Origin of the sequence: Massilia solisilvae, from assembly GCF_024753215.1 — a bacterium.
In the GTDB taxonomy this organism is placed as follows: domain Bacteria; phylum Pseudomonadota; class Gammaproteobacteria; order Burkholderiales; family Burkholderiaceae_D; genus Telluria; species Telluria solisilvae.
Genome location: NZ_JANUGV010000003.1, coordinates 117,760 through 144,257, shown reverse-complemented (window position 1 = coordinate 144,257; position 26,498 = coordinate 117,760). Strand labels below are relative to the sequence as shown.

Below are 26,498 nucleotides of genomic sequence, written 5' to 3'. Positions count from 1 at the left end.
TCCATTGCTCACCGGTCAGGGGCGGCCGACGTTCGTGTTCAGCCGGGTGTAGCCGGGGATGCTCTTGTTAAACGATTCCAGCGGGTTGCCGAAACCGAGGCGCGACAGTCCGTTCAGCTCGATCTGGAAGAAGATCGGCGTCGAGGTGGTCTGGGCCGCCGTCACGAAGCGCGAGGCGCCGAACCGGAACACCCAGCAATCGGCCTTGTACTCCAGGCCGACCAGGCTTTCGAGCAGCTTCTTGTCCTTCAGCGAATAACTGACCCGGCCCACGCCATACCAGCGCGCCGACAGCGGCCACTGGCCCGACAGGTCGGCGTTGCGGAAGCTGTCACGCTGGTAACGGTACTCGGCGTTGACCACCTTCATCGGGGCCGGCTGCCATTGCAAGCCAGCGTTCGAGCTGTACAGGCTGTGGCCCTGGGCGTCGTATTGTACCCCGGTATCGAAGTTCCAGTGATCGGAAATGCGCCCGCCGGCGGCAAACAGCGCGTCCGACCGGCTCTGGTTCTTCGCATCGTTGGCGGTCAGGGTCACGCGCGGGTTGCTGAAGTAATAGCGGGTGCCCACCGCCACGCGCAGGCGCTCGGCGCCGTTGCTCTCGATGAAGCGCGACACCACGGCGGCGGTCAGCTGATTGGCGTCCGACACGCGGTCGGCGCCGACGAAGCGGTTTTCGGTGAACAGCTGGGCGTAGTTGAAGCCGGCAATGGCCGTGTCGAAGTTCGGGATCTGGGTCTGGTCGCGGAACGGCGTGCGCACGTAGAACAGGCGCGGCTCGAGCGTCTGGGTGGCGGGGCGGCCGAACAGGCTGGCCTCGCGCTCGAAGATCAGGCCGCTGTCGAGCGAGAAGGTCGGCACCGCGCGGTCCTGTTCATTGGGCGCGGGGCGGCCGAACTGGTCCTTGTTATCGGTCAGGTCGTACTTGGTCGCGTGCAGCATCAGCTTGGGCGTGATGAAGTAGCCCGGGCGCACGAACGGCAGGCTGACCTGCGGCACGAACACGAAACGGTTGCCCTGCACGATGTCGCCCGGCTGCGAGAAGCGCGTCGCCTCGGCATCGACTGCCCAGTCGAACCCGCCCAGCACGTCGTAGCGGCCGGCGTGGAAGTTCAGCTGCGGCAGCCGGTCATACGGGCGCGGCACGAACAGCGCCGGGTTGCCGGTCGGGCCGATCGCGGCCGGGTCCTGCAGCACCTGGTAGTTCTGCACGCGCGCCGACAGGCTCCAGTACTGGGTGCCGTAATCGGTGCGCAGCTCGCGCAGCAGCTGGCGCTCGGCCGACGCGGCCACCGTGCGCGAGAAGTCGCTGGGGTAGTTGTCGTCCGAGGCCGCATGCACGGTCCAGCCGTAGGTCCAGCCCGGCGCGACGGTCTGGTTGTGCAGCGACTGCACCAGCCAGCGGTTGCGGTGGCGGATGCGGTCGTTGGGCAGCCCCTCGACGTGGGTCTCGCCGCTGTACGGGCCACGGTCGGTCAGCCCAAGGTAGCGGAAGGTGGCGCCCAGCTGCACGCCGCGGTTGAAGATCACGCGCGGGAACAGCGTCAGGTCGCGGTTGGGCGCGATGTTGACGTAGTACGGCACCATCAGCTCCGCGTTGCCCTTGGAGCCAGCGCCGATCGACGGCGGCAGCCAGCCGGAGCGGCGCGCGCCCGACAGCGAGAACGACAGCGCCGGGGTGCCGATGATCGGCACGCCCTTGAAGTAGATGACCGTGTTGGCGGCGGTGCCGACGTCGCGGCCCTGGTCCAGGCGCAGCTTGGACGACTTGAGGTACCAGTCGGGGTCCGGCCCCTCGCAGGTGCTGTAGGTGCCATCCGAGACCACGCCGACTTCCTCCGACAGGAAATCGATGCGGTTGGCGCGGCCCTGCGCGTTATTCAGCTGCATGTGGTACTGGGGATTGAGCACCCAGCCCTTGCCGGTCTCCAGATTGAGCTGCAGCGCGTCGCCCTTGTAGCGGTCGCCGAAGCGCCACATCGTGACATGGCCCTGCGCGGTCACTTCGTCCTCGACCCGCATGTAGCAGGCGGTGTCGGCAGTCATGCCGGTGCCGTCGCGGGTGATCTCGACGTTGCTCTTTAAATTCAGTTCGCGGTCCGGGCGGCCGGTGATTTCCTCGGCGCGGATCGTGACCGGCTGATCCTGTTCATCGGTGCTTGGCGGCTGGGCGCTTGGGGCCGTTTGTGCGTGCAGCGGCCCCGTGGCCACGGTGACGAGCGCGGTCAGCGCGAAGGCGCCTTTGCGCGAAGGTGGAAGGGCCGAAAACCAGCTCATGAAACGACTTGTTGCACCATAAACAGGCGATTTTTTGGATTGAATCCCTTATTATATGGGAACTTCACAATCAACCGGATTCCCCAGCCCGCTTCATGTCTTCTCTGTCTCAAAATTCCCCCACTTCCGCTGAAAAAGATGCGCGCCTGGCCCTCCTGACCGAGTGGCTGGCGGGCCTCGGCCTGGTGGACGCGGGCTCGCGGCGCCCGGCTTCTTCCGATGCGAGCTTTCGCCGCTACTTCCGGCTGGACGTGCTCGAGCCCATGCGTGACAAGCTGGGCGAAACCCTGATCGCGATGGACGCACCGCCCGAGCGCGAGAACGTGCCGGCCTTCATCCACGTGGACGGCCTGTTGATGGCCGCCGGCGTGACCGTGCCGGCGATCGTGGCGCGCGACGTGGAGCGCGGCTTTTTGCTGCTGTCGGACCTGGGCACCACCACCTACCTGCAGCGACTGAACGCGGACAACGCGGCCTTCATGTACTCGGATGCGGTGGACGCGCTGCTCAAGTTCCAGCTGGCCAGCCAGCCGGGCGTGCTGCCGGAGTTCGACCGCGCGTTTGCCCTGCGCGAGATGAACCTGTTCCCGGAATGGTATGTCGGCAAGCACCTGGGCATCACCATGACGGATCAACAAAAAGCGCAGCTGGACCAGGTGTTCGACGCGATTTGCGCCAACGTGCTGGCCCAGCAACAGGTGTACATGCACCGTGACTACCACTCGCGCAACCTGATGTGGCTCGAACAAGGCAACCCCGGCGTGCTGGACTTCCAGGACGCGGTGTACGGCCCCGTCACCTACGACCTGGCTTCGCTGCTGCGCGACGCCTACATCCAGTGGGACGAGGAACTGGTGCTGGACTGGGTGGTGCGCTACTGGCAAAGCGCCAAGAAGCTGGGCCTGCCGGTGAACCCGGACATCGACGCCTTCTACCGCGACTTCGAATTCATGGGCCTGCAGCGCCACCTGAAAATCCTCGGCATCTTCTGCCGCCTGAACTACCGCGACGGCAAGACCATCTACATGGGCGACCTGCCGACCGTGATGGACTACGTGCGCAAGACCGCCAACCGCTACAAAGAACTCAAGCCGCTGCTGCGCCTGCTCGATACGTTCGAGGGCGAGGCGCCCAAGGTCGGCTACACCTTCTGAAGAATTCCCGATGAAAGCCATGATTCTGGCCGCCGGCCGCGGCGAGCGGATGCGCCCGCTGACCGACACCTGCCCCAAGCCGCTGCTCAAGGTGCGCGGCCGCCCGATGATCACCTGGCACGTGCTGAACCTGGTGCGCGCGGGGATCACGGACATCGTGATCAACCACTCGCACCTGGGCCACATGATCGAGGCCGAACTGGGCGACGGCAGCCGCTATGGCGCGCGCATCGTGTACTCGCACGAACCGACCCCGCTCGAATGGGCGGGCGGCATCGCCAATGCGCTGCCCCTGCTGGGCGACGAGCCCTTCCTCGCGGTGTCGGGCGACATCTACGCGCCCTACTTCGATTTCACCCTGGCGCTCGATGCGCTCAAGGACGCGGACGTGCTGGGCAACCCCTATCCGAAGGACGCACGCGACATCGCCTGGCTGTACCTGGCGCCGAACCCGTGGCATAACCCGAAAGGCGACTTCGCGCTGACGATGTTCGAGGTGGCCAACGAGGGCAGCCCGATGTGGAACTACGCCGGCATCGGCGTGTACCGCCCGGAGATGTTCGAGGCGATCAGTCCGGGCGACTTCGTCAAGTTCGGCGCGCTGGTGCGCAAGTACGTGGACCAGGGCCGGGTTGGCGGCGAGATCTACAACGGCCAATGGGTCAACGTGGGCGTGGCCAGCCAGCTCGAGGAGCTGAACGCGCCGTTTGCGAAGGCCGCGTCATGAAACAGTTCGCTGCTCGCCGCGCCCGCCTGGCCGCAGCGATGCAGCCGGGCGCGGTGGCCGTGCTGTTCACCGCGCCTGAAGCGCCGCGCAACGGCGACAGCGATTATCCCTACCGCCACGACAGCTACTTCTACTACCTGACCGGTTTTACCGAGCCGGAAAGCGCGCTCGTGATCGTGGCGGCGCAGGGCGACAAGCCGGCACGCTCGATCCTGTTCTGCCGCGAAAAGGACGTGCAGCGCGAGATCTGGGACGGCTTTCGCTACGGCCCGCCGGGCGCCAAAGACGCCTTCGGCCTGGACGAGGCATATGCAATCGGCGAGCTCGATGCGCAGATGGCGCGCCTGCTGGCCGACTGCCCGGCCGTGTGGTATCCGCTCGGGCGCGGCCTGCCGGTCGAGCAGCGCCTGGCCGGCTGGCTGGCCGCGGTGCGCGCGCAAGGCCGCAGCGGCATCACCGCGCCGCCGGCCGCGCACGACCTGCTGCCCGTGCTCGACGAGATGCGGCTGCACAAGGACGAGACCGAGCTGGCCACGATGCTGCGCGCCGGGACCATCTCTGGCAACGCCCATGCACGCGCGATGCGCGCCACGCGAGCCGGCATGTTCGAGTACGAGATCGAGGCCGAGCTGCTGCATGAATTCCGGCGCTGCGGCGCGCAGTTCCCGGCCTACACGCCCATCGTGGCCGCCGGCGCCAACGCCTGCGTGCTGCACTACATCGCCAACAACGCACAGGTTGCCGACGGCGATCTGGTGCTGATCGACGCCGGCTGCGAGCTGGACTCGTACGCGGCCGACATCACGCGCACCTACCCGGCCAACGGCCGCTTCTCGCCTGCGCAGCGCTCCCTGTACGAACTGGTGCTGGCCTCGCAGCAGGCTGCGCTCGATGCGGTCGCGCCTGGACGGCCGTACAGCGACATCCACGACGCGGCGGTGCGGGTGCTGGCGCAGGGCATGCTCGACCTGGGCCTGCTCGACAAGGCAAAGTACGGCAACGTGGACAACGTGGTGGCCGAGCGCGCGTACCAGCAGTTTTACATGCACGGCACCGGGCACTGGCTGGGACTGGACGTGCACGACGTGGGCCGCTACCGCGACACCACTCTGGAGGGCAAACCCTCGCGCAGCCTGCTGCCGGGGATGGTACTGACGGTGGAACCGGGCATCTATGTGCGCCCCACCCAAGGCGTGCCCGAGACATACTGGAACATCGGCATCCGGATCGAGGACGACGTGGTCGTGACCGACGCGGGCTGCCGCGTGCTGACCGGCGCCGCGCCCAAGCAGGTGGACGAGATTGAAGAACTGATGCGCAAACCATGATGAACGAAGAACTGCAAGTGGACGTCGCGGTCTGCGGCGCCGGCCCGGTGGGCATGGCGCTGGCCGCGCTGATGGCCAAGCGCGGCGTGCCCGGCAAGCGCATTGCGCTGGTCGATGCCAAGTCGCTGGGACAGGCGATCTCGGACCCGCGCTCGATCGCGCTGGCCTGGGGCAGCCGCCTGCTGCTGGAAGAACTGGGCGCGTGGCCGCTGCCGGCCACCGCGATCCACCAGATCCACGTGAGCCGGCGCGGGCGCCTGGGGCGCAGCCTGATGGACCGTGCCGAGCACAAGCTGGCCGCGCTGGGCTACGTGGCGCGCTACGGCGACGTGGTCGATGCGCTGGCGCGCGCCTGCGAACGCGCCGGCGTGACCGTGATCCGGCCGGCACGCGTGGTGGGCGTGGACGAACAGAGCGACCGCGTCACGCTCACGCTCGACGACGGCCGCACGATTCGCGCGCTGGTGGCGGTGCAGGCCGAGGGCGGCATCTTCGGCCAGCAGCAGGACCGCTCGATCAAGCGCGACTACGGGCAGACCGGCGTGATCGCGCGCATCACCGCGAGCAACCCGATTCCCCATCGCGCCTTCGAGCGCTTCACCGAGGAAGGGCCGCTGGCCCTGCTGCCGCAGGACGGCGCCGACGGCCACCAGTACGCGCTGGTGTGGTGCGTCAAGCCCGAGCGCGCGGCGCAGCTGCTGGAGCTGGACGATGCGCACTTCCTGGCGCAGTTGGGCGACGCCTTCGGCTCGCGCCTGGGGCGATTTACCGCCGCATCGACGCGAGTGGCCTATCCGCTGGGGCTGAACGCAGACGCGCGCGCCACCGCGCGCACGGTCGCGGTGGGCAATGCGGCGCAAACGCTGCATCCGGTGGCGGGACAGGGCATGAACCTGGGCCTGCGCGACGCCGCGGTGCTGGCGCGCGTGCTGGCCACTGAAGGAGCGGGCCCGCATGCGGTCCAGCGCTTCGTGGACGAGCGCCAGCATGACCGGCGCCTGACCATCAGCGTGACCGATGCGATGGCGCGCATCTTCACCGACACCGGGCCACTGCAGTCGCTGTTCGGGTTGTCGCTGGCGGTGCTGGACACCGTCAAGCCGGCGCGCATGCTGCTGGCCGAGCTGATGATGTTCGGCCACCGCGGCGGGCGCGTGCCGCGCTACACGCAACAGTCATAACCTGCGGCTTAAAGACCGTCGTCCCTGCGGAGGCGGGGACCCATACTGAGCGTCCCCTCACGCTGTCTATGGGTTCCCGCCTGCGCGGGAACGACGTGCATAGGCTGCGGCTTAACCCGACGCCTCGGACCTGATCATCTCCACCAGTTCGCGCGCATACGCCGGCAGCGCCTCGAGCTTCTGCACCACGATGCTGCGCTCGCGCACGGCCCAGTCATCGGACAGATCCACCAGCGCCAGTTTCATCGTCTGGCTGTGGCGCCGCGCCGCGGACTGCGGCAGGATACCGATGCCCACGTTCGCCTCCACCATGCGGCACATCGCATCGAAGCCGCGCACCTGGATGCGCAGGTTCAGGCGGTCGCCGCTGTCCGTCACCACCCGGTTCAGGAAGTGCTGCAGCGTGCTGCCCTCGTGCAGGCCGATGTGGGGATATTCCAGCGTCTCGGCAAAGCCGATGCTGCCGGCCTGCGCCAGCGGATGATCCGCGGCCGTGGCCAGCACCAGCCGGTCGGTGGAAAAGTTGATGATCTCCAGCCCCTGCCCCTGCACCGCGCCGGCGGCAACGCCGATGTCGGCAGTGCCTTCCTGCACGCCGCGCACGATGTCGTGGTTCAGCCGCTCTTCCAGCGCCACGTTCACCTGCGGGTGCGACGCGAGGAAGGTGCCGAGCACGTGCGGCATGAATTCCGTCACCGCGGTCGTATTGGCGAAGATGCGGATATGACCCTTGATGCCGTTGTTGTACTGCTGCATGTCGCTCTTGAGCAGCTCGACCTGCTGCATGAAGCGCTGCGCGTGCGCCAGCAGTGTCTCGCCGGCCGGCGACAGGCTCACGCCCTTGTTCTCGCGATACAGCAGGCGCATGCCGAAGCGCGATTCGAGCTCCTTGATCCGGTTGCTGGCGGCCGCCAGCGACAAGTGCATCCGTTCCGCCGCGCGGGTCAGGCTCTTTAGTTCTGCGACGAAGATGAACAGGCGCAGGTCGGTCAAGTCGAAAAGCATGTGCGCGTTTCCTTATTTCACTCAGGCATTCTAGCCCAAGCGCCTTGCCTACGCCGAAACCGTAGCCCCCCTTCCAAAAGCACAGATTGTGCGTTCCGGGTGTCCGGCCCACACTGGCCACCTTGTTACTGATGACCCTGACATCCATGACTGCTGACGCCCTCGACAATTCCTTACTGCAACAATGGGTCGGCAAGACCGAGACGCTCGAAACCCGGGTCGGCGCCACGACCGCCAACGCGATGGCCGCCACGCTCGACCGTAGCGACACGTTCAAGGATGGCGACGCCTTGCCGCCGCTGTGGCACTGGGCCTATTTCTGGTCCGCCGCGCCGCAATCGGAGATCGGTCCGGACGGCCACCCGAGGCGTGGCGGCTTTTTGCCGCCGGTGCCGCTGCCGCGCCGCATGTGGGCCGGCGGCCGCCTGAGCTTTGCCGAACCGCTGCCGGTCGAAGGCGTGGCCGCGCGCACCTCGCAGGTGATGAGCGTGACGCCCAAGAGCGGCGCAAGCGGCAGCCTGGTGTTCGTCACCGTGAAGCACGAGCTGGCGCATGCGGGCCGCGTGTGCGTGACCGAGGAACACGACATCGTCTACCGTCCGCTGCCCACGCCCGGCGCGGCGGCCCCGGCCCCGAAGATGGCCCCGCTTGACGCCGCCTGGTCGCGCATTGTCACGCCCGACCCGGTGCTGCTGTTCCGCTACTCGGCGCTCACATTCAACGGCCACCGCATTCACTACGACCGCAGCTATGTGACCAAGGTCGAGGGCTATCCCGGCCTGATCGTGCACGGCCCTCTGATCGCCACCCTGCTGGCCGACCTGCTGCGCCGGCACATGCCAGATGCGCGCATGGCCACCTTCTCGTTCCGCGCGGTCGGCTCGCTGTTCGACATCGAGCCCTTCACCCTGTGCGGCCGGCCCGACGCCGATGGCCGCACCGTGCACCTGTGGGCCCAGAACATGCGCGGCGAGCTCGCCATGCAGGCCGAGGCCACGCTGGCCTGACGCGCCAGACCAAGAATAACTTCCGGAGACACCAATGCATCACCACGACAACTACGAAGACATCCGCGACGCGGTGCGCGCCCTGTGCGGCGAATTCTCGGCCGAGTACTTCCGCAAGATCGACGAGGAGCGCGGCTACCCCGAGGCGTTCGTCAACGCGCTGACCCAGGCCGGCTGGCTGGCGGCGCTCATCCCGCAGGAGTACGGCGGCTCGGGCCTGGGGCTCACCGAAGCCTCGGTCATCATGGAAGAGATCAACCGCGCCGGCGGCAACTCGGGCGCCTGCCACGGCCAGATGTACAACATGGGCACGCTGCTGCGCCACGGCTCGAAGGAGCAGAAGGAACGCTACCTGCCCCAGATCGCCAGCGGCGCGCTGCGCCTGCAGTCGATGGCCGTGACCGAGCCGACCACCGGCACCGACACCACCAAGATCAAGACCACGGCCGTGCGCAAGGGCGACCGCTACGTCATCAACGGCCAGAAGGTGTGGATCTCGCGCGTGCAGCACTCGGACCTGATGATCCTGCTGGCGCGCACCACGCCGCTGTCGGACGTGACCAAAAAGTCGGAAGGCATGTCGATCTTCATCGTGGACCTGAAGGAAGCGATCGGCAAGGGCTTGACCGTGCAGCCGATCCTGAACATGGTCAACCACGAGACCAACGAGCTGTTCTTCGAGAACCTGGAGATCCCGGCCGAGAACCTGATCGGCGAAGAAGGCAAGGGCTTCAAGTACATCCTCGACGGCCTGAACGCGGAGCGCACCCTGATCGCGGCCGAATGCATCGGCGACGGCTACTGGTTCATCGACAAGGTGACCAAATACGTGAAGGAGCGCGAGGTGTTCGGTCGCCCGATCGGCCAGAACCAGGGCGTGCAGTTCCCGATCGCGAAAGCCTGGGTGAACGTGGAAGCGGCCAGCCTGATGCGCTACAAGGCGGCCAGCCTGTTCGACGCCCACAAGAACTGCGGCGCCGAGGCCAACATGGCCAAGATGCTGGCGGCGGACGCGTCGTGGGAGGCGGCCAACGCCTGCCTGCAGTTCCACGGCGGCTTCGGCTTCGCCTGCGAGTACGACGTCGAGCGCAAATTCCGCGAGACGCGCCTGTACCAGGTTGCGCCGATCTCGACCAACCTGATCCTCGCGTATATCGGCGAGCACGTGCTCGGCATGCCGCGCTCGTTCTGAGGAGACCCGTCATGCGACCACTGGATGGAATCACCGTCATCACGCTGGAACACGCGATCGCCGCGCCGTTCTGCACGCGCCAGCTGGCCGACCTCGGCGCGCGCGTCATCAAGGTCGAGCGGCCGGGCGTGGGCGACTTCGCCCGCGCCTACGACCAGCGCGCACGCGGCCTGGCCTCGCACTTCGTATGGACCAACCGCTCCAAGGAGAGCCTGACGCTGGACGTCAAGCACGAACAGGCACAGGCCATCCTCGGCAAGCTGCTCGAAGGCGCCGACGTGCTGGTGCAGAACCTGGCGCCGGGCGCGGCCGCGCGCCTTGGCCTGTCGTACGAAGCCCTGCGCGAGCGCTTTCCGCGCCTGATCGTCTGCAATATCTCGGGCTATGGCTCGGACGGTCCATACCGCGACAAGAAGGCTTACGACCTGCTGATCCAGAGCGAGGCCGGGTTCCTGTCGATCACCGGCACGGCCGACGAGATGGCCAAGGCCGGCTGCTCGATCGCCGACATCTCGGCCGGCATGTACGCGTACTCGAACATCCTGGCGGCGCTGATCCAGCGCGGCAGAACGGGCCAGGGTTGCGAGATCGACGTGTCGATGTTGGAGTGCATGGCGGAGTGGATGAACTACCCGCTCTACTACAGCATGGACGGCGCCTCGCCGCCGCCACGCGCGGGCGCGGCGCACGCGACCATCTACCCGTACGGGCCTTTCCCGGTTGGCGATGGGCGCATCGTGATGCTGGGGCTGCAGAACGAGCGCGAATGGGGGCTGTTCTGCGCCAAGGTTCTGCTGCAGCCGGAGCTGGCGACCGACCCGCGCTTCAATTCGAACTCGGCGCGCAACGCCTCGCGCGACGCACTGCGCGCAATCATCAACGAAACCTTCGCCAGCTTGAGCGCCGAACAGCTGATCGAGCGCCTCGACGCGGCCCAGATCGCAAACGCGCACGTGAACACGATGCACGACATCTGGGACCACCCGCAGCTCAAGGCGCGCAATCGCTGGGCCGAAGTGGATTCGCCCGCCGGCCCCCTGCCGGCGCTGGTGCCGCCCGGCGTGCCCAATACCTGGAGCGCGCGCATGGATCCGATTCCGGCGCTGGGGGCGAACACGCAGGCGATCCTGGCGGAGCTGGGGTACGAGGACAAGGACATTGCCGCGCTGCGCGAGCAGATGGCAATTTAGCCCAGTCACTAGCCCCAACACGTCGTCCCGGCGCAGGCCGGGACCCATGCTGAGGTTGCAGGTACGCGGCACACGCTTGCTGCCACTCGCGCTCAGCATGGATCCCGGCCTTCGCCGGGATGACGGTCTTGAGGGTTGGGGCTGACGGAAAAGCAGCGAAAGAGAACACGAGGAGACATTTGGATGCATGACGACCACCCAAGCCTGACGCTGGCCACCTTCGCCGCCGGCCTGCGCTTCGAAGACATTCCCGCGCCGGTGATCCGGCGCGCCGAAGACCTGTTCCTGGACTGGTTCGGTTCCGCGCTGGCGGGCAAGACCGGCAAACCGGTGCAGATCATCGAATCGTTCGCGCGCCGCATGGGGCCGCAGGACGGCCCGTCCGAAGTGCTGGCCTTGCGCCGCAAGACCAGCCCGCTGTTCGCCGCAATGGTCAACGCCGCCGCGTCGCACTACGTGGAGCAGGACGATGTGCACAATGGCTCGGTGTTCCACCCCGCGACCGTGGTGTTCCCGGTGGCGCTGGCGGTCGCGCAATCGCTTGGCGCCAGCGGGCGCGAGCTGCTGGCCGCTTGTGTCGCCGGCTACGAGGTCGGCATCCGCGTCGGCGAATTCCTCGGCCGCTCGCACTACAAGATCTTCCATACCACCGGCACCGCCGGCAGCCTTGCCGCCGCTGCCACCGTCGGCTGCCTGCTCAAGCTCACGCCCGAGCAGATGCTGCATGCCTTCGGTTCGGCCGGCACGCAGGCAGCGGGACTGTGGGAATTCCTGCGCGACGCCGCCGACTCCAAACAGCTGCACACGGCGCACGCGGCAAGCACCGGCCTGATGGCGGCCTACATCGCCAGCGAAGGCTTCACCGGCGCGCGCCGCATACTGGAAGGCGCACAGGGCATGGGCGCCGGCATGTCGCGCGACGCGGACCCGGCAAAGCTGGTCGCGGGCCTGGGCCAGCGCTGGGCGCTGGCGGAAACCTCGTTCAAGTTCCACGCCTCGTGCCGCCACACGCATCCCGCGGCCGACGCACTGCTGCAGGTGCTGGCCGCGCACGGCTTGAAGGCGGAGGATGTCGCGCAGGTGACCACCCGCGTGCACCAGGGCGCAATCGACGTGCTCGGGCCGGTGGTCGATCCGAAGACCGTGCACCAGGCGAAGTTCTCGATGGGGACCGTGCTTGGCCTGGCCGCCGTGTTCGGCAATGCGGGGCTGAAGGAGTTCGACGAGTCGTTCCGCGACCCGCGCGTGATCGCGTTCCGCGACAAGGTGGAGATGGTGCTGGACGAGGAAGTGGACAACGCCTACCCGGCGCGCTGGATCGGCAAGGTCACCGTGCGCACCGTCGATGGCCGCAGCTTCGATGGCCGCGTGGACGAGCCGAAGGGCGACCCGGGCAACACGCTGTCGCGCGAAGAGCTTGAAGCGAAGGCGCTGCGCCTGGCGCAGTTCTCGGACGCTGCCAGCCCTGCCGAATTGCGCGCCGTCTTTGCGCGCATCTGGGACCTGGAGCACTGCGACCGGATCGACACCTTGCTGGCCGCGCGCTGATCCATGCTGTCGCGTTCCTATCTCTTCGTGCCCGGCCACCGGCCGGACCGCTTCGACAAGGCCTGCGCGGCCGGCGCCGACCAGGTGATCATCGACCTGGAGGACGCGGTGCCGCCTGCGGACAAGGTGGCGGCGCGCGCGGCGCTGGCCGCCTGGCTGTCGCCCGAGCGCCAGGTACTGGTGCGCATCAATGGCGCCGAGAGCGAATGGTTCGAGGACGACCTGACCCTGTGCGCCATGCCTGGCGTGGCGGGCGTCGTTCTGCCCAAGGCCGAGCGGGCGGCCGACCTGGCCACGCTCGCCGCGGCCGGCGCCCCGGCCATCCTGCCGCTGGTCGAAACTGCTCTCGGGCTGTGGAACTGCTCGGTGCTGGCGCGCATGGAGCGCGTCGAGCGGCTGGTGTTCGGCGCGATCGATTTCTGCCTTGACCTGGGCATCCAGGAAGGGCACGAACAACTGCTGTACGCGCGCTCGCAGCTGGTGCTGGCTTCGCGTGTGGCGGGCATTGCGGCGCCGGTGGATGGCGTGACGACCGCGTTCGACGACCCGGGCCTGGTGCGTGCGGACACGCTGCGCGCGCGCGGCCTTGGCTTCGGCGCCAAGCTGTGCATCCACCCAAAGCAGGTGGACACCGTCAACGACGCCTTCGTCGCCACGGCCGGGGAGCTGGCCTGGGCCGCGCGCGTGCTGGCGGCGAACGAGTCGGCGCGCGGCGCCGCAGTGGCGGTGGACGGCCGGATGGTCGACCGCCCCGTGGTGCGCATTGCGCAGCAAATGCTGGACGAAGCGCGGCGCCGCGGCCGCGCATGACACGACACATCGCGTGCCGATGCGGCGTCGCACGCGATTCATACAAAGCCGCAGACCTTACAACCATTTGGAGACATCGTATGAAATTCAAGCCAATGCATGCGGCGCTGCTTGCCGCCGCCCTCGTCAGCACCAGCGCCTTCGCGCAGGAGCCGATCGTCATCAAGTTCAGCCACGTGGTCGCCAACGACACCCCGAAGGGCCAGGGCGCGCTCAAGTTCAAGGAGCTCGCCGAGAAGGCGACCCGTGGCCGGGTGAAAGTGGAGGTGTACCCGAACAGCACGCTGTACAAGGACAAGGAAGAGATCGACGCGCTGCAGATGGGCTCCGTGCAGATGCTGGCGCCGTCGCTGGCCAAGTTCGGCCCGCTCGGCGTGAAGGAGTTCGAAGCGTTCGATATGCCGTTCATCTTCCCCGACAAGCAGGCGCTGTACCGCGTGACCTCGGGCCCGGTGGGCAAGTGGTTCTTCAACAAGCTCGAAGCCAAGGGCATCCACGGCCTGGCCTATTGGGATAACGGCTTCAAGGACATGACCGCCAACAAGCCGCTGCGCGTGCCGGCGGACTTTCGCGGCATGAAGATGCGCATCCAGTCGTCCAAGGTGCTCGACGCGCAGTTCCGCGCGCTGGGCGCCAATCCGCAGGTGATGGCCTTCTCCGAGGTGTACCAGGCGCTGCAGACCGGCGTGGTGGACGGCACCGAGAACACGCCGTCGAACATCTTCACCCAGAAGACCCACGAGGTGCAGAAGCACATGACGATCTCGGACCACGGCTACATCGGCTACGCGGTCATCGTGAACAAGAACTTCTGGGACAAGCTGCCGGGCGATATCCGCACCGAGCTCGAAGGCGCACTGAAGGAGGCGACCGCCTACACCAACCGAATCGCCAGCGAGGAAAACGAGCAGGCGGTGGAGGGGATCAGGAAGGCGGGCAAGACCACCGTCTACACGCTCACGCCGGCCGAGAAGGCGCAGTGGCGCACGGCGATGGCGCCGGTGTACAAGCAGATGGAGGGACGTGTGGGCAAGGAGGCGTTGCAGGCGATCGAGAAGGCGGTGGCGGGCAAGTAAGCCGCCGGCCCCAGCACGTCGTCCCGGCGAAGGCCGGGACCCATGCTGAGTTTGCGACTTCGGATAGTCAGCATGGATCCCGGCGTGCGCCGGGATGACGGTTTTGAGGGTGGTGGGCTATTCGACGGCTTTTACCATCGACTCGATCACCTTCTTGGCGTCGCCAAACACCATCATCGTGTTCGGCTGGTAGAACAGCTCGTTGTCCAGCCCCGCGTAGCCCGAGGCCATCGAGCGCTTGTTCACGATGATGCTCTTGGCCTTGTACGCCTCCAGGATCGGCATGCCGGCGATCGGCGATTTCGGGTCCTTGGCCGCCGGGTTCACCACGTCGTTGGCGCCCAGGATCAGCGCCACGTCGGTCTGGCTGAATTCGCTGTTGATGTCCTCCATCTCGACCACCTGGTCGTACGGCACCTCGGCCTCGGCCAGCAGCACGTTCATGTGCCCCGGCATGCGCCCGGCCACGGGGTGGATCGCGTAGCGCACCGTCACGCCGTGCTCGGTCAGCTTGTCCACCAGCTCCTTCACCGCGTGCTGCGCGCGCGCCACCGCCAGGCCATAGCCCGGCACAATGATCACCGACTCGGCGTTCTGCAGCAGGAAGGCCGCATCCTCGGGCGAGCCGGACTTGACCGGGCGCTGCTCCTTGGCGCCGCCAGTATCGGCCGCTGCCGCGTCGCCGCCAAAGCCGCCCAGGATCACGTTGAAGAACGAGCGGTTCATCGCCTTGCACATGATGTACGACAGGATCGCGCCGCTTGATCCGACCAGCGAGCCGGCGATGATCAGCATGGCGTTATTGAGCGAAAAGCCGATGCCCGCCGCCGCCCAGCCCGAGTAGCTGTTGAGCATCGAGACCACCACCGGCATGTCGGCGCCGCCGATCGGGATGATGATGAGCACACCGAGCAGGAACGACAGTGCGGCCATGAGGATGTACGGCGTCCAGTGCACGCCGCCCGCGTCGGCAAAGCAGAACATCAGGCCCAGCGCGATGATGGCAATGGCCAGCGCCAGGTTGAGCATGTGCTGGCCGGCGAAGCGCACCGGCGCGCCCTGGAACAGGCGGAATTTGTATTTTCCCGACAGCTTGCCGAACGCGATCACCGAACCGGAGAACGTCACCGCGCCCACAAAGGTGCCGATGAAAAGCTCGAGCTTGTTGCCGAACGGGAGAACGCCGTTGCGCTCGACGATGTTGAAGGCCCACGGCTCGGACACCGCGGCGATCGCGATGCACACCGCGGCCAGGCCGATCAGCGAGTGCATGGCCGCAACCAGCTCCGGCATCTTGGTCATCTCGACCTTTTTCGCGGCGTAGGCGCCGATCGCGCCGCCCACCACCACGCCCAGCAGCACCAGGCCAAAGCCCATGCCGCCCTGCGCCAGCTGCTCGCGCAGCTTCATCATCAGCGCGATGGTGGTGACGGCGGCGATGGCCATGCCGCTCATGCCGAACACGTTGCCCAGGCGCGCCGTGGCGGGCGAGGACAGGCCCTTGAGCGCCTGGATGAAGCACACCGACGCGACCAGGTACAGCAGGGTGACCATGTTCATGCTGATCGCGCTCATGCCATCTCCTCCTTGGCTTTGGCTGCGGCGGCGGGAGCGGCCTTGGGCTCCTTCTTCTTGAACATCTCCAGCATGCGCTGGGTGACGAGGAAGCCGCCGAACACGTTCACCGCGGCCAGTGCGACGGCCAGCGTGCCGGCGACCTGCCCGGCCAGCCCTTCAGTGAGGCCGGCAGCCAGCATGGCGCCGACGATGATGATCGCGGAGATCGCGTTGGTGACCGCCATCAGCGGCGTATGCAGCGCCGGCGTGACGTTCCAGACCACGTGGTAGCCCACGTAGATGGCCAGCACGAAGATGACCAGGTTGATGATGATGTGACTGACTTCCATTTGCTTGCCTCCAGGCCCTATCTGTAATTCGTAGGGTGGGCAGCTTCGCTGCCCACGCGTTCACACAGTGCTTGCGTACGTTGGACGCGTGGGCAGGAAACCTGCCCACCCTACATTATTGTTTGCGCAGCAGCTCGCCATCCATGCACATCAGCGTGGCGCGCACGATCTCGTCCTCGCGGTCGATGACGAGCTTGTCTTCCTTGTCGATGATGAGCTTGAGGAAGTCGAGCACGTTGCGCGCGTATAGCTGCGAGGCGTCGGCCGCCACCAGCGTGGCCAGGTTCGGCTCGCCGATGATGGAGACGCCATGCTTGACCACCGTCTTGCCCAGTTCGGACAGCTCGCAGTTGCCGCCCTGCTCGACCGCCATGTCCACGATCACCGAACCCGGCTTCATGGCCTTGACCATCGCTTCGGTGATCAGGACCGGCGCGCGGCGCCCAGGGATCAGCGCGGTCGTGATGATGATGTCGGCCAGCTTGGCGCGTTCGCCCACCAGCTCGGCCTGGCGGCGCATCCAGTCGGCCGGCATCGGGCGCGCGTAGCCGCCGGTGCCCATGGCAATCTCGCGCTCTTCGTCGGTCACGTAGGGCACGTCGATGAATTTGGCGCCCAGCGATTCGACCTGCTCCTTGACCGGCGGGCGCACGTCGGACGCCTCGATCACCGCGCCCAGCCGCTTGGCGGTGGCGATCGCCTGCAGGCCGGCCACGCCCACGCCCATGATCAGCACGCGGGCGGCCTTGACGGTGCCGGCCGCGGTCATCAGCATCGGCATGAAGCGCTGGTAGGTGTTGGCGGCCATCATCACGGCCTTGTAGCCGGCGATGTTGGCCTGCGACGAGAGCACGTCCAGCGATTGCGCGCGGGTGATGCGCGGCGCGGCCTCCAGCGCAAACGCGGTCAGGCGCGCACCGGCCAGCGCGGCCAGGTTGTCCTGGTCGAAGGGATTGAGCATGCCCACCAGCACCGCGCCCGGCTTCATCTGGCCGCGCTCGTGCTCGTCGGGTGCGCGTACCTTGAGCACCAGGTCGGCGCCGAGCGCGTCGGCGGCACTGCCGATGGTGGCGCCAGCCGCTTCGAACGCGGCGTCGGTCACCGACGACGACAGCCCGGCCCCGGCCTGCACCACCACCTGGTGCCGCGCAGCCAGTTTCTTGACCGTTTCAGGGGTCGCGGCGACGCGGGTCTCGCCCGGCCGGGTTTCAGCCGGAATACCAATTCTCATCAATCCCTCCGATCAGTTGAATGTATGCACACCATCATATACCGGAAAACCTCTTGTTATCCAAGTATCAAGGTTGGTAATGGTTGAATCTGCCATTTTCGGGCCAAACATGATTCAACTGCAGTTATATCCCACGGTTTTTTGTATCAAATCAAGCTAACCTGCACGGTGCGGGCCGGGGGCGCGCACGTATGGATGAGCGGGCCTGGGACACACCATGTAAAATGTCGGCTCATCGTCGAGGACCCGCATGCCCCATATCTGGAAACCGTCAGTCACCGTTGCCGCCATCATCGAACGCGATGGCCGCTTTCTGCTGATCGAAGAGGAAACCAGCGAAGGGATCCGGCTGAACCAGCCGGCCGGCCACCTCGACCCGCACGAGTCGCTGCAAGAGGCGGTGGTGCGCGAGGCGATGGAAGAGACCGCGCACGAATTCGTGCCCGAAGCGCTGGTGGGCATGTACATGTCGCGCTACATGTCCAGGTCGCGCGGCACCGACGTCACCTACCTGCGTTTCACCTTCTGCGGCCGCCCCGGGCGCGAGCTTGACCGGCCGCTCGATCACGGTATCATTCGCACCCTCTGGATGACACGCGAAGAAATGGCCGCCTGCCGCGAACGCCACCGCAGCCCGATTGTGCTGCAGTGCGTGGATGATTACCTGGCCGGCAAGCGCACGCCGCTGGCGTTGCTGCACACGCACGAGTCGGTGTACGACCGTGCGCTCACCCTCAAGACGGACGTTACATGAGCAAGAAAAAAGTCGTGATCGGGATGTCGGGCGGAGTCGACTCCTCGGTTGCGGCCTGGATGCTGAAGGAGCAGGGCTACGAGGTCGTGGGCCTGTTCATGAAGAACTGGGAAGACGACGACGATTCCGAGTACTGCTCGTCGCGCCAGGACTGGATCGACGCGGCCAGCGTGGCCGACGTGGTCGGGGTCGATATCGAGGCGGTCAACTTCGCCGCCGAGTACAAGGACCGCGTGTTCGCGGAATTCCTGCGCGAGTACCAGGCCGGGCGCACGCCCAACCCGGACGTGCTGTGCAACGCCGAGATCAAGTTCAAGGCCTTCCTCGACCACGCGATGAAGCTGGGCGCCGACCTGATCGCGACCGGCCACTACGCCCGCGTGCGCGAGAACGATGGCAAATTCGAGCTGCTCAAGGCACTCGATTCGACCAAGGACCAGAGCTACTTCCTGCACCGCCTGAACCAGGCGCAGCTGTCCAAGTCGCTGTTCCCGCTGGGCGAAACGCCCAAGACCGAGGTGCGCAAGATCGCCGAAAAAATCGGCCTGCCCAATGCGGCCAAGAAGGACTCGACCGGCATCTGCTTCATCGGCGAGCGCCCGTTCCGCGAGTTCCTGTCGCGCTACCTGTCGCACAAGCCGGGCCCGATCCGGCTCGACGACGGCACCGTGGTGGGCGAACACGTGGGCCTGTCGTTCTACACGCTGGGCCAGCGCAAGGGCATCGGCATCGGCGGCCTGAAGTCGCACAAGAACGCCGACGGCACCAGCGAGCCGTGGTTCGTGGCGCGCAAGGACATTGCCAACAACACGCTGTACATCGTGCAGGGGCACGACCACCCGTGGCTGCTGTCGTCGCGGCTGGAAGCCGGCCAGGCCAGCTGGGTGCTGGGCGAGCCGCCCGGCCAGCGCAAACTGTCGGCCAAGACCCGCTACCGCCAGGCCGACGTGGCCTGCACCGTCACCTCCGAAGGCATGGAGCGCTTCGTGCTCGATTTCGACGAGCCGCAGTGGGCGGTCACGCCGGGCCAGTCGGCCGTGCTGTACGACGGCGACGTGTGCCTGGGCGGGGGCATCATCGACGGGGCAAGCAACACCTGACCCGTCCGTGGTTCCGGGCCGGCCCTAGTCCTGCATGCACACGTCTTCCAGCAGCTCGCCGGCACGGCGGCGCGGTTGGGGCGTGCGGCGCTCGCATGCGGGCAGCGCCTGTGCCGTTGCATGGTCCACCAGCGCCAGCGCCGTCTGCAGGGTCTGGGACATGCATTGCGCCGCCGCGTTCATCGCTTCGAACGGGGACATGGTTGGCGCCTGCTGATGTTCGGCCTCGCGCCGCAGCAACGACGCCGGCCGCCAGCGCATGGCCCCGGGAAGCAGTACCCACAACGCGCGCCATGCGTTGTAACCCTTGCCCGCGACCGACAAGGTCATCTGCCGTGGCGACACCGCCCGCCCTTCGTAGATGAGGTCGCTTCCTTCGACCGTCGCATCGTAGCTGCGGCCGCCGCAATGCATGCGCAGCCGCGTGCCCTCCGGCAGGAACAAGGTCTTCCAGCGGTAGCCCCGGTCCGGCGCCACCACGCGCTCGAGCAACTGCCCGCGCTTGGCGGCAATCCATTGATCGATGGCTTGGGCCGCGGCCTCGGGAGCCGTCAGCGTATCGCCCGAGTCGGCGAGAAAATCGGCAAGGCGGCGCATGGCCTGGGAGGGGGCCAGCGGGGCGAGTGGCGCATTCATTCTCGTTCTCCTGTCGCGTTGTGTCTCGTTCTATCTCTTTCGACCTTATTTCAATTGATGAGTTCAATGGAGACGCAAAGAGACACGAAGAGACACGATGTGCAGCACAAAAGAGAACGAATGCGGCAGTTCCGTCGCCGCCAACCCCGCCCTCCCGGCCAGGCCGACCGACCGGCCGCTGGCCGCCTGCCGCCTGCCGCCTGCCGCCTGCCGCCTGCCGCCTGCCGCCTGCCACCTGCCGCCTGCTGCCTGCAGCCCGCTGCCTGCTGCCCGCTGCCGCTGCCCGCTGCCCGCTGCCCGCTGCCCGCTGCCGCTGCCCGCTGCCCGCTGCCCGCTGCCCGCTGCCCGCTGCCCGCTGCCCGCTGCCTGCTGCCCGCTGCCTGCTGCCTGCTGCCCGCTGCCCGCTGCCTGCTGCCTACGCCTGCCTGCCGCTACCCGCTACCCGCTGCCCGCTACCCACCTGCTGTCAGGCAGCTGCCAGCCGCTGTTAAAATTGGCCGCAGCCGTATAGCAAGCATCGACCATTCGGCATAGGGGAATCTTGCATGCACTTCCAACGACAAATATCGTTGCGTCACACCCCGCCGGCGTCCATCGCGCTGTTTGCCGGGCTGCTTCAGATCGCGCTCCTGTGGGCTGCGCCGCCGCCCGCCCGCGCCCAGTCAGTTAACGCCAAGCCTGCCACGCCGGCTCGCGCCACAGCCGACGCGATGTGGGTGGGCTCAGTTGGCCATTGGGGGAGCTTCGGGATAATCGAGATGCGCGCAAACGGCAAGGTGAGCCGGCTCACTCGCTACAGCAATGGCGATTATCTCGCCGAAATCGCAACTGCCGGGAAGCTCCAGCGGATGTTAATGGCAGGTCCGCAGCTGGCACCGCTGTACTTCGGATTATCCGGGCAAGAACTGGAGTTCAGCCGCAACCCCTTCTTCATGTTCCTCGAAGGGGCCGCGATTCCACTATTCGCCCTGCACATGGCCTTTCCGGCCGGCCCAGCCAGCCTGCTCCCGGCGCCATCCGAACGCTTGGTCAGGATAGGACCGGATGGCGTCGCGGTCTCTGCCTGGAAAGCGCTTGAAGCGGGAGTGATCGAATACCGGATGGACGGCGATGCGCAAACCCCGAAGGTGGCGGGCCGAATCGGCATGACGCGGCCCGAACCTTTGACGCGACGCGAGATCGATAGCTGGGGGCCGCCGCAGCAGGCGATGCCGCCGCAGCCGATGGCCCGGCCCTAGCTCGCCGCCGCCTGGTGCTTCTTGACGACCGCGATCACGGTATTACGGATCGTGCGCAGCACCGCATCGGCCTTGAACGGCTTGACGATGAAACCGTGCACACCGCGCGCCACCGAGGCCTGAATGGTGGGCGCGTCCAGCGTGCCCGACACCATGAAGATGAGCGCCTTGGGCAGCTGCTCGCGCAACTGCTCGACCACCTGGCTGCCGTCCTCCACCTGCTCGCGCGCGATGCAGACGAAATGCGCCTGGTGCTTGATCGCCAGCGCCAGCCCCTGCGGGCCGGTATGCGTCTGGCCGACCACGTTGTAGCTGCCGTCGGTCAGCACCGTATTCAACAGCCCGCGCGAAATCGCGTTCGAATCCACAATCACCGCCTTGAGCATCTGCCTCCCCTGTCTTTACACTTCGTATGCCAGCATGTTCCACGTCACGCCCAACCGGACGTCGGTCTTGAGCTCGACCAGCCGGCGCGAAAGATAGAGTATCTCACGCTCGGCCCTTAACCTCTCTCCAAGTGGGGTTTTGAGGATGCCGGCGCCGGCCATCACCGCGTCCAGGTCGCCGTAGGCGTTGAGCAGCCGGGCGGCCGTCTTCATGCCGACCTTGGACACGCCGGGCACGCCGTCGGTGGCGTCGCCCATCAGCGCCAGCAGGTCGTGCAGGCGCTCGCTGGCCACGCCAAAACGCTGGCGCACCCACGCGTCGTCGTGCCACTCGCCCTTGAAATGGTCCCACACCAGCGCGCCGTGCGCGATCAAGGCGTGCAGGTCCTTGTCGGTGGTGGCCACCACCGCTTCGCCGCGCCCCTCGGCCAGCCAGCGCAGTACGCCGGTGCCGATCACGTCGTCGGCCTCCACCTCCGGCACCGTCACCGCGCGCACGCCCACGCGCGCAAGCGACTGGTGGAACTCGGGCAGCGCATCGCGCAGGTACGACGGCATCGGCGCGCGGTGCTCGCGGTAGCGCGGATAGAGCGCGTGGCGCCAGGTCGGCCCGCCATGGTCGAACGCGGCCAGCACGTGGGTGGGCTGGTGCGCCTCGAGCAGGTTGCGGAACGACGAAAACGCATGGCGCAGCGCGATCCCCGCCTTCAGGTCCGAGTCCGGCTCGGGACTGGCCTCGTACACGCGGCGCACGATGTTCAGGCCATCGATCGCAAGCAGCTTGCCCATGTGGTGTGGTGGATGTGGTGGATGCAGTTTTGCATTATCACTCGTCAGTGCTCCCGTGCAAAGACAGCGCTCGCGTGCGCTACCCATGCTTTTTGGGTTCGGTGTACTATGCGCAACGGCAACTTTTTGCAAAGTTGCATCAACATTCAAACGAATATGTGGAGAACCCGATGCCCCGCCGAAGCACGCTGAAGCTGTCCGCCCTCCCCTTCCTGCTCGCTGCCCTGTTCCAGCCGGCGCTCGCCCAGACCCCGTACATGGCGCCGGACATCCCGGCCACCAAGTTCACGGCGACGCTGCCCGAGGCCGACTACGTGAAGCAGGAAGTGATGATCCCGATGCGCGACGGCGTCAAGCTGCATACCGTGATCGTGATCCCGAAGGGCGCGCAGCACGCGCCGATCATGCTGACCCGCACCCCGTACAACGCCTCCAAGCGCGCCGAGCGCATGGAGAGCCCGCACATCGCCTCGCTGCTGGGCGACGCGGATGACGCCTTCATCGAGCACGGCTACATTCGCGTATACCAGGACGTGCGCGGCAAGTACGGCTCGGAAGGCGACTACGTGATGACCCGCCCGCTGCGCGGCGCGCTGAACAACACGGCGGTGGACCACTCGACCGACGCCTGGGACACCATCGACTGGCTGGTCAAGAACCTGCCGCAGTCCAACGGCAAGGTGGGCATGGTCGGCTCGTCGTACGAAGGCTTCACGGTGCTGATGGCGCTGGTGGACCCGCACCCGGCGCTGAAGGCCGCCGTGCCGATGAGCCCCATGGTGGACGGCTGGCGCGGCGACGACTGGTTCCACAACGGCGCCTTCCGCGAATCGAACCTGGGCTACATCGCCAGCCAGAACGCCGCGCGCGGCAAGGGCGTGGAGATCGCCACCGGCATCTACGACGACTACGACGCGTTCCTGCGCGCCGGTTCGGCCTCGGACTTTGCACACCAGTACGGGCTGGACCAGCTGAACTTCACCAGGAAGATCTTCGAGCACCCGGCCTATGACGTGTATTGGCAGGAGCAGGCGCTGGACAAGATCCTGGGCAAGCGCGACCTGAAGGTGCCGACCATGACGCTGGTGGGCCGCTGGGACCAGGAAGACATCTACGGCGCCTACGCCACCTACGCGGCGCTGGAGCCGAAGGACAAGGACAACAACATGAACTTCCTGGTGGTGGGCCCGTGGCGCCACAGCCAGGTCAATGGCGACGGCTCGAGCCTGGGCCCGCTCAAGTGGACCGGCGACACCGCCGCCGAATTCCGCCGCGACTACATGCTGCCGTTCTTCGACCAGTACCTGCGCGACGGCGCGCCCAGGTTCGACACCCCGCCGGTGCTGTCGTACCAGACCGGCCCGAACCGCTGGCGGCGCCTGGACAAGTGGCCGCTGGCGCCGGCGTCCACGCCGCTGTACCTGGAGCCGGGCCAGCACCTGTCGTTCAACAAGCCGGCCGGCCAGCAGCAGTTCGACGAATACGTGTCCGACCCGGCCAAGCCGGTGCCGTTCGTGCAGCGCCCGGTGCGCATGGGCGACGGCAACGTGTGGCGCCCATGGCTGGTGGCCGACCAGCGTCCGTACTCCGACCGTCCGGACGTGCTGACCTACGTGAGCGAGCCGCTCAAGGCGCCGCTGCAGCTGGCGGGCCAGCCGATGGTGAACCTGTTCGCCGCCACCAGCGGCAGCGACGTGGACTGGGTGGTCAAGCTGATCGACGTGTACCCGGACGAGGTGGCGCGCCAGCCCGAGATGGGCGGCTACCAGCTGGCGATCGCGATGGACATCTTCCGCGGGCGCTACAAGGACGGCTTCGACAAGCCGCATGCGATTGCCTCGAACAAGGTCGAGCGCTACCGCTTTGCCCTGCCGAACGTGGACCACGTGTTCCTGCCGGGCCACCGGGTGATGGTGCAGATCCAGTCGAGCTGGTTCCCGCTGTACGACCGCAACCCGCAGACCTTCGTCCCCAACATCTTCTACGCCAAGCCGCAGGACTACAAGAAGGCGACCCAGCGCATCTACCACGCGCCGGGGATGGAATCGGCGATCGAGCTGCCGGTCGTAAAGTAACCGCAACATCAAACCTCGTCGTCCCCGCGCAGGCGGGGACCCATAGAGCAGTTGCGCCGAGGCACGGTTAATCGCAGCAGGCCAGCAAGCTCAGCATGGGTCCCCGCCTTCGCGGGGACGACGGGTTAGCGCTAACAATCCCAGCTCCGTTCGCCACCACACGGAACCAAACTGCCCGCCGCGCTATCCTTCGCCATCATGGGCGGCGCAATCTACATCGGCATTTCCGGCTGGCGTTACGAGCCCTGGCGCGGCGTGTTCTACCCCGAGGGCCTGGCGCAGCACCGCGAGCTCGAATACGCCTCGCGCCAGCTGCCGACCATCGAAATCAACGGCTCGTTCTACTCGCTGCAGCGGCCCGAAAGCTACGCCGCCTGGTACGCGGCCACCCCGCCCGGCTTCGTGTTCTCGGTCAAGGGCAACCGCTTCCTCACCCACATCCTGCGCCTGCGCGAGCCCGAGGGGCCGGTAGCCAACGTGCTGGCATCGGGCGTGTTCGAACTGCGCGAGAAGCTCGGCCCGTTCCTGTGGCAATTCCCGCCCAACTTCCAGTACGAGCGCGAGCGCATGGAGCGCTTCCTCGCCCTGCTGCCGCACGACACCGACGAGGCGCTGGCACGGGCCCGCCACTACGAGCCGCGCATGGAAGGCCGCACCTCGCTCGACGCTGGCCCCAAGCGACCGATGCGGCACGCGGTGGAGGTACGCCACGAACGCTTTCGCGACCCGGACTTCATCGCGCTCTTGCGCAAATACAAGATCGCGCTGGTCGTCGCGGACACGGCCGGCAAGTGGCCGTACATGGAGGACGTGACGGCCGACTTCATGTACCTGCGCCTGCATGGCGACAAGGAGCTGTACGCCAGCGGCTACAGCGACGAAGCGCTGGAACGCTGGGCCGCGCGCATCCGTGCCTGGACCGGCGGCGGCCAGCCCGAGGATGCGCAGCTGGCTTCGAGCAAGGCGCCGCCCCGGCGCGCCAAACGCGACCTGTTCTGTTACTTCGACAACGACATCAAGGTGCACGCTCCGTTTGACGCACGCAAGCTGATGGAAAAACTGGGGCTGCGCTAGAATCGGCTGGCAGAGTTGATGTGTTCAGGAGATTGCCATGAAATCACTCAGCTTCATCCTCGCCGTGCTGCTGGCCGCGCCCGCGCTGGCCGCCGACCCGCCGGTGCACAAATCCGACGGCATGCTGGTCGATGCCAAGGGCATGACGGTGTACACCTTCGACCAGGACAAGGGCGGCAAGAGCACCTGCACCGGACAGTGCGCCGAGAACTGGCCGCCGGTTGCGGCCGGCAGCGCCACGCTCGAGTCGCCTTATTCATCGATCACGCGCGAGGACGGCACCAAGCAGCTCACCTACAAGGGCAAGCCGCTGTACACGTTCTCAAAGGACAAGAGCCCGGGCGACAAGAAGGGCGACAAGGTCAAGGACATGTGGCACGTCGTGAGCGACTGATCTGGCGTGACCTGAACGCGTGGGCGGCAGACCCGCCCACGCTACGAGAACAACAGCGGCTCACGTAGGGTGGGCAGCTTGTCTGCCCACGCGTCCAGGCGGCGCGTGATTGGCCGTAGCGTGGGCTCAGGAGCCCACCCTACCGGTCGACGTGGAGCTTGATGACGCGGTGCTTGCCCGCAGGCGGCGCCGGCTCGCTGGTATCGCACGCATGGCAGCTGCTGCAATCGCTGCCGCTGCCGCTGCTGCTGCCGCAACCGGCATCGGTATCGAACCAGCGCGCCAACCGCGACTGCCTGGTGCCGCGCCCGTTGAGCAGGTACACGATCCGCCGCTTCAGCGCGGCCGGCATGTACTTGCGCGCCGCAAACGCAGCGGCAACCAGCACGATGACGGCGACGATCAGCTGCTGCACCATC

26 protein-coding genes are annotated in these 26,498 nt (G+C 66.8%); 17 read left to right on the top strand and 9 right to left on the bottom strand.

What is annotated here, in order from left to right; genetic code table 11:
- Window positions 1-15: 15 nt before the first annotated feature.
- Entirely contained in the window at window positions 16-2,277 is a 2,262-nt protein-coding gene (locus tag NX773_RS13600) for an LPS-assembly protein LptD (RefSeq protein ID WP_258856866.1), read from the bottom strand.
- A gap of 95 nt (window positions 2,278-2,372) precedes the next feature.
- On the opposite strand from NX773_RS13600, the gene NX773_RS13595 reads away from it, so the two are divergent.
- Genes NX773_RS13595 through NX773_RS13580 form a run of 4 tightly spaced genes read left to right on the top strand, consistent with a single transcriptional unit; the run spans window position 2,373 to window position 6,667 of the window.
- Window positions 2,373-3,431 carry an aminoglycoside phosphotransferase family protein gene (locus tag NX773_RS13595; protein ID WP_258856865.1) on the top strand — a complete coding sequence of 353 codons (1,059 nt, stop codon included), beginning with the start codon at window positions 2,373-2,375 and terminating at the stop codon, window positions 3,429-3,431.
- Window positions 3,432-3,441: 10 nt separating this feature from the next.
- On the top strand, window positions 3,442-4,158 hold the full coding sequence (gene murU, locus NX773_RS13590; RefSeq protein ID WP_258856864.1) for an N-acetylmuramate alpha-1-phosphate uridylyltransferase MurU: 717 nt from the start codon (window positions 3,442-3,444) through the stop codon (window positions 4,156-4,158).
- Window positions 4,155-5,486, top strand: a complete 1,332-nt coding sequence (gene pepP / locus NX773_RS13585) for a Xaa-Pro aminopeptidase (RefSeq protein ID WP_258856863.1) — start codon at window positions 4,155-4,157, stop codon at window positions 5,484-5,486. Before murU ends, pepP begins: the two co-directional genes overlap by 4 nt.
- The gene (locus NX773_RS13580; RefSeq protein ID WP_370662256.1) at window positions 5,486-6,667 is read left to right on the top strand and encodes a UbiH/UbiF/VisC/COQ6 family ubiquinone biosynthesis hydroxylase; all 1,182 of its coding nucleotides are present in this window, start codon (window positions 5,486-5,488) and stop codon (window positions 6,665-6,667) included. Before pepP ends, NX773_RS13580 begins: the two co-directional genes overlap by 1 nt.
- Window positions 6,668-6,778: 111 nt before the next feature.
- Here NX773_RS13580 and NX773_RS13575 read toward each other — a convergent pair whose 3' ends face one another.
- Window positions 6,779-7,672: a LysR family transcriptional regulator gene (locus NX773_RS13575; protein ID WP_258856861.1), complete on the bottom strand. Its 894-nt coding sequence runs from the start codon at window positions 7,670-7,672 to the stop codon at window positions 6,779-6,781.
- Window positions 7,673-7,818: 146 nt separating this feature from the next.
- Between NX773_RS13575 and NX773_RS13570 the strand changes: the two genes are divergently transcribed.
- The 6 genes from NX773_RS13570 (at window position 7,819) to NX773_RS13545 (ending at window position 14,495) form a co-directional block, all read left to right on the top strand.
- Entirely contained in the window at window positions 7,819-8,679 is an 861-nt protein-coding gene (locus tag NX773_RS13570; RefSeq protein ID WP_258856860.1) for an HTD2 family dehydratase, read from the top strand.
- A 34-nt stretch (window positions 8,680-8,713) separates the two neighbouring features.
- A complete protein-coding gene (locus tag NX773_RS13565) occupies window positions 8,714-9,871 on the top strand; it encodes an acyl-CoA dehydrogenase family protein (protein WP_258856859.1) in 1,158 nt (385 codons plus the stop codon).
- Window positions 9,872-9,882: 11 nt separating this feature from the next.
- On the top strand, window positions 9,883-11,061 hold the full coding sequence (locus tag NX773_RS13560) for a CaiB/BaiF CoA transferase family protein (protein WP_258856858.1): 1,179 nt from the start codon (window positions 9,883-9,885) through the stop codon (window positions 11,059-11,061).
- A 183-nt stretch (window positions 11,062-11,244) separates the two neighbouring features.
- Window positions 11,245-12,609, top strand: coding sequence for an MmgE/PrpD family protein (locus tag NX773_RS13555; protein ID WP_258856857.1), 1,365 nt, complete (start codon window positions 11,245-11,247; stop codon window positions 12,607-12,609).
- A 3-nt stretch (window positions 12,610-12,612) separates the two neighbouring features.
- Window positions 12,613-13,419, top strand: a complete 807-nt coding sequence (locus NX773_RS13550; protein WP_258856856.1) for an HpcH/HpaI aldolase/citrate lyase family protein — start codon at window positions 12,613-12,615, stop codon at window positions 13,417-13,419.
- A gap of 80 nt (window positions 13,420-13,499) precedes the next feature.
- Complete coding sequence (locus NX773_RS13545; RefSeq protein WP_258856855.1) at window positions 13,500-14,495, top strand: TRAP transporter substrate-binding protein; 996 nt, start codon at window positions 13,500-13,502, stop codon at window positions 14,493-14,495.
- A 117-nt stretch (window positions 14,496-14,612) separates the two neighbouring features.
- Here the strand turns inward: NX773_RS13545 and NX773_RS13540 are convergent, their stop codons facing one another.
- The 3 genes from NX773_RS13540 to NX773_RS13530 form a co-directional block, all read right to left on the bottom strand.
- Window positions 14,613-16,070, bottom strand: a complete 1,458-nt coding sequence (locus tag NX773_RS13540) for an NAD(P)(+) transhydrogenase (Re/Si-specific) subunit beta (protein ID WP_258856854.1) — start codon at window positions 16,068-16,070, stop codon at window positions 14,613-14,615.
- Window positions 16,067-16,402: an NAD(P) transhydrogenase subunit alpha part 2 gene (locus NX773_RS13535; RefSeq protein ID WP_258824441.1), complete on the bottom strand. Its 336-nt coding sequence runs from the start codon at window positions 16,400-16,402 to the stop codon at window positions 16,067-16,069. Before NX773_RS13535 ends, NX773_RS13540 begins: the two co-directional genes overlap by 4 nt.
- Before the next feature lie 115 nt (window positions 16,403-16,517).
- Entirely contained in the window at window positions 16,518-17,633 is a 1,116-nt protein-coding gene (locus NX773_RS13530) for a Re/Si-specific NAD(P)(+) transhydrogenase subunit alpha (RefSeq protein WP_258856853.1), read from the bottom strand.
- A 250-nt stretch (window positions 17,634-17,883) separates the two neighbouring features.
- Between NX773_RS13530 and NX773_RS13525 the strand changes: the two genes are divergently transcribed.
- Entirely contained in the window at window positions 17,884-18,387 is a 504-nt protein-coding gene (locus NX773_RS13525) for an NUDIX hydrolase (protein ID WP_258856852.1), read from the top strand.
- Entirely contained in the window at window positions 18,384-19,487 is a 1,104-nt protein-coding gene (gene mnmA, locus NX773_RS13520; protein ID WP_258856851.1) for a tRNA 2-thiouridine(34) synthase MnmA, read from the top strand. Before NX773_RS13525 ends, mnmA begins: the two co-directional genes overlap by 4 nt.
- Before the next feature lie 24 nt (window positions 19,488-19,511).
- Here mnmA and NX773_RS13515 read toward each other — a convergent pair whose 3' ends face one another.
- On the bottom strand, window positions 19,512-20,123 hold the full coding sequence (locus tag NX773_RS13515; protein ID WP_258856850.1) for a hypothetical protein: 612 nt from the start codon (window positions 20,121-20,123) through the stop codon (window positions 19,512-19,514).
- A gap of 97 nt (window positions 20,124-20,220) precedes the next feature.
- Here NX773_RS13515 and NX773_RS13510 point away from each other — a divergent pair, with 97 nt between their 5' ends.
- On the top strand, window positions 20,221-20,634 hold the full coding sequence (locus NX773_RS13510; protein ID WP_258856849.1) for a hypothetical protein: 414 nt from the start codon (window positions 20,221-20,223) through the stop codon (window positions 20,632-20,634).
- Between the two features lie 34 nt (window positions 20,635-20,668).
- Complete coding sequence (locus NX773_RS13505; protein WP_258856848.1) at window positions 20,669-21,361, top strand: hypothetical protein; 693 nt, start codon at window positions 20,669-20,671, stop codon at window positions 21,359-21,361.
- Here NX773_RS13505 and NX773_RS13500 read toward each other — a convergent pair.
- Entirely contained in the window at window positions 21,358-21,747 is a 390-nt protein-coding gene (locus NX773_RS13500) for an ANTAR domain-containing response regulator (RefSeq protein ID WP_258856847.1), read from the bottom strand. The two genes, NX773_RS13505 and NX773_RS13500, sit on opposite strands and share 4 nt — an antisense overlap.
- Window positions 21,748-21,762: 15 nt before the next feature.
- Window positions 21,763-22,536, bottom strand: a complete 774-nt coding sequence (locus NX773_RS13495; protein WP_258856846.1) for a 5'-3' exonuclease — start codon at window positions 22,534-22,536, stop codon at window positions 21,763-21,765.
- Window positions 22,537-22,706: 170 nt separating this feature from the next.
- On the opposite strand from NX773_RS13495, the gene NX773_RS13490 reads away from it, so the two are divergent.
- From NX773_RS13490 to NX773_RS13480, 3 genes are all read left to right on the top strand, one after another.
- Window positions 22,707-24,611 (top strand): CocE/NonD family hydrolase, encoded by a 1,905-nt coding sequence (locus NX773_RS13490; RefSeq protein ID WP_258856845.1) that lies wholly within the window; start codon window positions 22,707-22,709, stop codon window positions 24,609-24,611.
- A 198-nt stretch (window positions 24,612-24,809) separates the two neighbouring features.
- A complete protein-coding gene (locus tag NX773_RS13485; protein WP_258856844.1) occupies window positions 24,810-25,685 on the top strand; it encodes a DUF72 domain-containing protein in 876 nt (291 codons plus the stop codon).
- 37 nt (window positions 25,686-25,722) lie between these two features.
- Window positions 25,723-26,079: a COG4315 family predicted lipoprotein gene (locus NX773_RS13480; RefSeq protein ID WP_258856843.1), complete on the top strand. Its 357-nt coding sequence runs from the start codon at window positions 25,723-25,725 to the stop codon at window positions 26,077-26,079.
- Between the two features lie 139 nt (window positions 26,080-26,218).
- Here NX773_RS13480 and NX773_RS13475 read toward each other — a convergent pair whose 3' ends face one another.
- Window positions 26,219-26,497, bottom strand: coding sequence for a DUF6587 family protein (locus NX773_RS13475; protein ID WP_258856842.1), 279 nt, complete (start codon window positions 26,495-26,497; stop codon window positions 26,219-26,221).
- Window position 26,498 lies beyond the last annotated feature (1 nt).

Coding starts and splice junctions, on each gene's coding strand:
- NX773_RS13475 (WP_258856842.1), bottom strand. CDS start 26,497: ATGGTGCAGCAGCTGATCGTCGCCGTCATCGTGCTGGTTGCCGCTGCG.
- NX773_RS13485 (WP_258856844.1), top strand. CDS start 24,810: ATGGGCGGCGCAATCTACATCGGCATTTCCGGCTGGCGTTACGAGCCC.
- NX773_RS13560 (WP_258856858.1), top strand. CDS start 9,883: ATGCGACCACTGGATGGAATCACCGTCATCACGCTGGAACACGCGATC.
- NX773_RS13575 (WP_258856861.1), bottom strand. CDS start 7,672: ATGCTTTTCGACTTGACCGACCTGCGCCTGTTCATCTTCGTCGCAGAA.
- NX773_RS13530 (WP_258856853.1), bottom strand. CDS start 17,633: ATGAGAATTGGTATTCCGGCTGAAACCCGGCCGGGCGAGACCCGCGTC.
- NX773_RS13550 (WP_258856856.1), top strand. CDS start 12,613: ATGCTGTCGCGTTCCTATCTCTTCGTGCCCGGCCACCGGCCGGACCGC.
- NX773_RS13600 (WP_258856866.1), bottom strand. CDS start 2,277: ATGAGCTGGTTTTCGGCCCTTCCACCTTCGCGCAAAGGCGCCTTCGCG.
- mnmA (WP_258856851.1), top strand. CDS start 18,384: ATGAGCAAGAAAAAAGTCGTGATCGGGATGTCGGGCGGAGTCGACTCC.
- NX773_RS13565 (WP_258856859.1), top strand. CDS start 8,714: ATGCATCACCACGACAACTACGAAGACATCCGCGACGCGGTGCGCGCC.
- NX773_RS13480 (WP_258856843.1), top strand. CDS start 25,723: ATGAAATCACTCAGCTTCATCCTCGCCGTGCTGCTGGCCGCGCCCGCG.
- NX773_RS13540 (WP_258856854.1), bottom strand. CDS start 16,070: ATGAGCGCGATCAGCATGAACATGGTCACCCTGCTGTACCTGGTCGCG.
- NX773_RS13545 (WP_258856855.1), top strand. CDS start 13,500: ATGAAATTCAAGCCAATGCATGCGGCGCTGCTTGCCGCCGCCCTCGTC.
- NX773_RS13490 (WP_258856845.1), top strand. CDS start 22,707: ATGCCCCGCCGAAGCACGCTGAAGCTGTCCGCCCTCCCCTTCCTGCTC.
- NX773_RS13580 (WP_370662256.1), top strand. CDS start 5,486: ATGAACGAAGAACTGCAAGTGGACGTCGCGGTCTGCGGCGCCGGCCCG.
- NX773_RS13495 (WP_258856846.1), bottom strand. CDS start 22,536: ATGGGCAAGCTGCTTGCGATCGATGGCCTGAACATCGTGCGCCGCGTG.
- NX773_RS13500 (WP_258856847.1), bottom strand. CDS start 21,747: ATGCTCAAGGCGGTGATTGTGGATTCGAACGCGATTTCGCGCGGGCTG.
- NX773_RS13510 (WP_258856849.1), top strand. CDS start 20,221: ATGTGCAGCACAAAAGAGAACGAATGCGGCAGTTCCGTCGCCGCCAAC.
- NX773_RS13555 (WP_258856857.1), top strand. CDS start 11,245: ATGCATGACGACCACCCAAGCCTGACGCTGGCCACCTTCGCCGCCGGC.
- NX773_RS13570 (WP_258856860.1), top strand. CDS start 7,819: ATGACTGCTGACGCCCTCGACAATTCCTTACTGCAACAATGGGTCGGC.
- murU (WP_258856864.1), top strand. CDS start 3,442: ATGAAAGCCATGATTCTGGCCGCCGGCCGCGGCGAGCGGATGCGCCCG.
- NX773_RS13515 (WP_258856850.1), bottom strand. CDS start 20,123: ATGAATGCGCCACTCGCCCCGCTGGCCCCCTCCCAGGCCATGCGCCGC.
- pepP (WP_258856863.1), top strand. CDS start 4,155: ATGAAACAGTTCGCTGCTCGCCGCGCCCGCCTGGCCGCAGCGATGCAG.
- NX773_RS13535 (WP_258824441.1), bottom strand. CDS start 16,402: ATGGAAGTCAGTCACATCATCATCAACCTGGTCATCTTCGTGCTGGCC.
- NX773_RS13595 (WP_258856865.1), top strand. CDS start 2,373: ATGTCTTCTCTGTCTCAAAATTCCCCCACTTCCGCTGAAAAAGATGCG.
- NX773_RS13505 (WP_258856848.1), top strand. CDS start 20,669: ATGCACTTCCAACGACAAATATCGTTGCGTCACACCCCGCCGGCGTCC.
- NX773_RS13525 (WP_258856852.1), top strand. CDS start 17,884: ATGCCCCATATCTGGAAACCGTCAGTCACCGTTGCCGCCATCATCGAA.